This window comes from Arthrobacter sp. TB 26 (genome assembly GCF_000427315.1).
In the GTDB taxonomy this organism is placed as follows: domain Bacteria; phylum Actinomycetota; class Actinomycetes; order Actinomycetales; family Micrococcaceae; genus Arthrobacter.
Genome location: NZ_AUPJ01000281.1, coordinates 1 through 4,852 on the forward strand (window position 1 = coordinate 1; position 4,852 = coordinate 4,852).

Genomic DNA, 4,852 nt, shown 5'->3' on the forward strand with positions numbered 1-4,852 from the left:
AGGCGAAGGCGTTGGCGAGCTGGGCCAGGACCACGGTGGTGAACGCGGCGCCGGAAGCCGCCATCAGCACGTCCGCCGCCGGCAGCTCCGCCCCGGGGGTCCAACCGGCACCGAGCAGCACAGCCGTGTACGCCGTCATTTCGAACAGTGCTTCGACCGGGCCCAGCAGCCCGAATACGCGGAAGATCAGCGCCCGATCCATCAGGTGCCTCCGCTCCGGCGGCCGCTTCAACGTCCCCTTGCTCGGGGCCTCGCTGCCCAGCGCCAGCGCCGGCAGCAGGTCGGTGCCGATGTCGAGGGCCAGGATCTGAAGCACGCTCAGCGCCAGCGGGAAGCGCCCGCCGGAGAGCGCCCAGATCACGAACGGGGTGAGCTCGGCGACGTTGTCCGTCAGGTGGTAGGTCAGGAAGCGCCTGATGTTCGCGTATGTGGCACGGCCCTGCTCCACCGCCGCGATGATGGTGGCGAAGTCGTCATCCAGCAGCACAAGGTCCGCGGCCTCGCGGGCCACGTCCGTGCCGCTCAGGCCCATCGCCACCCCGATGTCCGCCTGCCGGAGGGCGGGGCCGTCATTGACGCCGTCGCCCGTCATTGCCACGACGTGGCCGCGGCGCTGCAGCAGGCGGGCCACCCGGAGTTTCTGTTCCGGGGTGACCCTGCTGACCACCACCCCGTCACGGTCCAGCAGCGCCGTCAGTACGGCGTCGTCCTCGGGCAGGTTGTGCCCCTCCAGTACGAGCTCCGGCGTTCCGATCAGCCCGGTTTCCCGGGCGATGGCGGCCGCCGTGAAGGCATGGTCTCCGGTGACCATGGCCACCTTGATGCCGGCCTCGCGGGCCGCCTCGAGCGCCACGCGGACCTCGGCGCGGGGTGGGTCGTGGAGGCCAATCAGCCCCAGCAGCGTCAGTCCGCGCTCCACCTCCTCAAGCTTGAAGTCGGCGCCGGGCAGGCCAGGCAGGCCCCGCTGGGCGACGGCCAGCACGCGGAGCCCGTGCGAGGCCATCTGGTCGACCATCTTTAGGGCCCTCTGGGCGGCGACACTGTCCCCGTCCCCGCCGCACAGCGGAATCACGGACTCCGGGGCCCCCTTGACGTACAGGGTGGTCCCGACGATCGCGGACTCCCGCAGCCGGCGGGGATCGAAGGCGAAGCGGTGCGATACGTCGGGATCATCGCGTGGTTGTCCCGGATCTGCCAGCCTGGCGGCCAGCGCATCGATGGCGGCCTCCATCGGGTCGCCCTCTGCGATCCACTTGCCCTCGTGGAGCACCGCGCGGCCCACGGAAGCGGCCAGCGCGGCGGTGCTGAGGTGCAGCGCCTCCCCGGTTCCCGTCCCGGTGACCTCAGCCTCCGGACCGTACCCCGCGCCAATAATGCTGATCAGCCCGGCCGGGGTCCAGACTTCGACGGCGTTCATCCTGTTCTGGGTGAGGGTGCCGGTCTTGTCCGTGCAGATGAAGGTCGTGGAGCCGAGGGTTTCCACGGCTTCCAGGTTGCGGACGAGTGCGTTGCGCTGTGCCATCCGTTGCGCCCCGACGGCCAGGGACAGTGTGACCGTGGGCAGCAGGCCCTCGGGCACCAGCGCCACCATCACGCCGATGGCAAAAAGAAAGGCGTCCCGCCAGGAGATTCCGATCAGAAGGGAGAGCACAAAAAACAGGGCGCCGATGCCCAGGGCCATCGCTGCGGTGATCCGGACGATTCGCTGCAGTTCCCGGGCCAGCGGGCTGGGCGGGGCCTCCACCTTTCCCGTCAGGGCCGCGATTTCGGCGAGCCGGGTCTTACCGCCCGTGCTCGCGACCACGCCTTCAGCCTGGCCGTTGACCAGGAAGGTCCCGCCAAAAACGGTGTCGCCGGGGACCTTGGCGAGCGCCTCGCTTTCACCTGTGAGCATCGATTCGTCCACGGAACAGCCTGCCGCCACCGCCAGACGGAGATCCGCCGGGACCCGGTCGCCGGCAACCAGCACGACGGCGTCGTCCGGTACGAGCTCGGTGGTGTGGACCTTGACGATGCGGTTGTCACGGCGGACCGCGACCATCGCCGGGAGCAGCTCGCGGAGCTTCGCGGCGGCATGCTGGGCGCGCTCCTGTTGGACATAGGCGAACACCCCGTTCACCAGAATCACGACGACGATCGCGATAGCAAGCTGCGGCATGCCGGCCAGGTAGGCCAGCACGGAGGCGCACCACAGCAGGATGGCGAAGAAGTGGGTCAGTTCGGCAAGCAGCCTCCGCCAGCCGGGGACCGTGCCGGCCTCCGGCAGCTTGTTCGCCCCGAATTGAGTGAGTCTTCGGGCCGCCTCTGCGGAGCTCAGGCCGGCTACACCAGGCAACGCACCGGCGCCTGGCCCTCCGGCTGGCGCCTCCGGCGTCACGGCTGGCCGGGGCTGCTTAGGCGCAACACCGTAGACCGGCCCGGGTCAGGTAGCTCATGGATTGAGGGTGCGCCCCGGGCGTGCCGGCCGTTAGGGCCAAAGGTCACGGCGGCGCGCCGTCACCCTATTGCACTCGGCGGAGTTCCGGCGGCGCCAACAGCGCGTAGCCGGAGTTCCCCCGGCGACCCAGCGGTCCAGGGGCGTCACCGCGCCGTGGGAGTCGAAAACTAGGGAGCGGCCGGCTTACCGGCTGGCAGTCCCGCATCCAGCCGCCGCGGCATCCTGTCCACTGTATCCGGGTGCCGGATTACCCGTTCGTGCCGCCTTCGCGCCCGTCGATTCCGCTGGATCGTCCGCGGTGCGGAGGGACTTCGAGGTAGAGGATTACTCCGGCGGAGGCCGGCAGGTACCAGTGTTTGCGGTGCCTGACGGGCCGGTAGACGTGACCGAAAGGATCCCGGACATGGACGTTCCCCAGCTGGTCCTGACCGGAGAGGCGGCGATCTACATCCTGAAGGGTATGACGGCTCGTGATGATGCCGTCGATGTCCAGACTCCATAGCCCCGTGGCCGTGCCGTGTTCCAGGGAGAGAGTTTCGAACAGATCAGACAGCAGCTTGTCCGGAGTCTCCGGGTAGAAGCGCCGCAGCCGGTGATCTTCGGTATGTACCTCGCGGGCATCCACCATTGCCTGGCGGAGCCAGTGGAATTCTGCCGGACCGTGTGCCGGCCCAAGGATCAGGTGCCGGTTCGGATCGAGCGCGAGATCATAGGAAGTGCCGGCACGGTCGAGAATGCACGCGGCCTCCCTGACATACTCAAACGCCGCTATTAGCGCCGGTTCGGACTCATGATATGAAAACGCCCCGCTGTCATCGACGGAGACGAAATCCCTGGCACCGCCGGCAGTCGGCGGAACACCCGGGGTGGGTGGTTTCGGTCGTGGTGTGGTCTCCATTGCGAGTTCGCTCCTGCTGGGGATCGATCCGCGGCCGCACTGGCTGCGGTAGCCCCTCCCTTCATGACATCACAGCCAGAGCCATTCGGTGACGGTCTTAACGCTTTCCATATGGTGACCGGTCAGAAAACAGCGTCTGCACCTCTGGCGGGGAGAAGGGACGTACTCTCCTCTCGCCGCAGGAAGAGTTTCAGCACGTCATCGTGTTCCACAATACGGCGGACGGCCTCAACGTCCAGGGGAACGTTCAGAAGCCGGCCGATGAGGAAGACCGCCCCGACTGCTGCCAGCCCGATGCTCCTTCAGTGAGTGGTCGGACCCAGTCCTGCAGATACTGGAGGACCAGCGATGAGACCACGTCGACGACCGCTCACATTTCCAGCGACCTCGTGCCCCAACGGGCCGGCAAGGTCGGAGCCGCCGCGTCCCACGAGAATCGCACTGCTGTCGAACGGACTAAGGCCAGTTCAAGGACGCCGAAGACTAGGGCGGCCGCCACTGTCGCTCCTGTGAGAGCCACCGGAATCAATGTGACCGGCGCGCTGCTCACCCGACCGTGATCCTGATCCCGGCGACCGCCCCGGTCCAGGCACCCGCAGGGTCGCGGCGCCCTACCAGCTGGGCACCGATGTACCCCTTCTGGAACTGGACCACCTGCGTCTGGGTTCCCGAGCAATCGACTTCGAAGACCTTATCTTCGCCGCCGCCTACCGCGTACTGGGAGAGGCTAATCTGGGCTTGGGGGATGCCTACACACGCTGCGGTGACAGTGTGCGGGCCAGCGGTTGTCACTGTCGCGCCCTTGCTGAATCCGACGCCTGGCCCGTCGGCCGGGCCGGTGTCGGCCAGGAGAACCGACCCGGGTACCTTGGCCAGGCGCTGATCCAGCTCAGCGTAGTTGCGCGCTTCCACAGCCAGTATGTCCGGGTCCTTCGCGGGGAGGGTGCGCCCGGGCCGGAGGCTTGCGCCTACCGCCGTTGGCTGGGGATCGTCCCCGTCCTCGTAAGCGCAGGCGGCCAGGCCCCCGGCCAGCGACACAGCGGTAATGAGCGCCAGAAGGCAGCGGACTGTTTTCGTTCCCCCAGGACCGGACATAGGCCGAGTCTACGGCCGGTCCACCGGATGGCAAGTCATCTGCCCGGAACTTGGCTCTCGGGTGGCCGGTTCCGGCCCAGCGTCCGGAGGTAGGCGCTGAAGCCGTGCGGCGCCCTGGCCTGGAGCCGGCCCGATGTCAGAACGCGCATGCTGTCCGTCGCCGTCACGGTGAACGCCCGGTTCCGGAGGCTCTGCACCAGGGTCCGGTCCTCGTGCGAGGCGAGCTTCGGGAAACCCCCGGCGGCCAGGTAGGCGGAGGCCCTGACCCCAAAGTTGGCTCCGTAAATGTGCGGGTGGTCCTCCTCGAAAGGGTGGCGCTGCAGCCAGCGCCGGAGCAACTCCGGGTCCATCCCGGCGGGGTCCGGTTCCACCGAGCCCAGGACGGCGTCGGCTCCGGCCTCGGCGAATTCCAGCTGTCGGAC

Annotated in this window: 3 protein-coding genes and 1 pseudogene; all 4 read right to left on the reverse strand. The window is 68.1% G+C overall.

Annotated elements, in window-relative coordinates; all coding sequences use genetic code 11:
* A partial coding sequence (locus K789_RS0110050; protein ID WP_024366641.1) for a cation-translocating P-type ATPase occupies positions 1–2,335 on the reverse strand: 2,335 nt, incomplete at its 3' end.
* 349 nt (positions 2,336–2,684) lie between these two features.
* A complete protein-coding gene (locus K789_RS0110055) occupies positions 2,685–3,335 on the reverse strand; it encodes a hypothetical protein (RefSeq protein WP_024366642.1) in 651 nt (216 codons plus the stop codon).
* A gap of 546 nt (positions 3,336–3,881) precedes the next feature.
* Positions 3,882–4,430: a hypothetical protein gene (locus tag K789_RS0110065; protein WP_029704834.1), complete on the reverse strand. Its 549-nt coding sequence runs from the start codon at positions 4,428–4,430 to the stop codon at positions 3,882–3,884.
* A gap of 35 nt (positions 4,431–4,465) precedes the next feature.
* Positions 4,466–4,852, reverse strand: a pseudogene (locus K789_RS0110070) (glycosyltransferase family 2 protein); the annotation flags it as partial.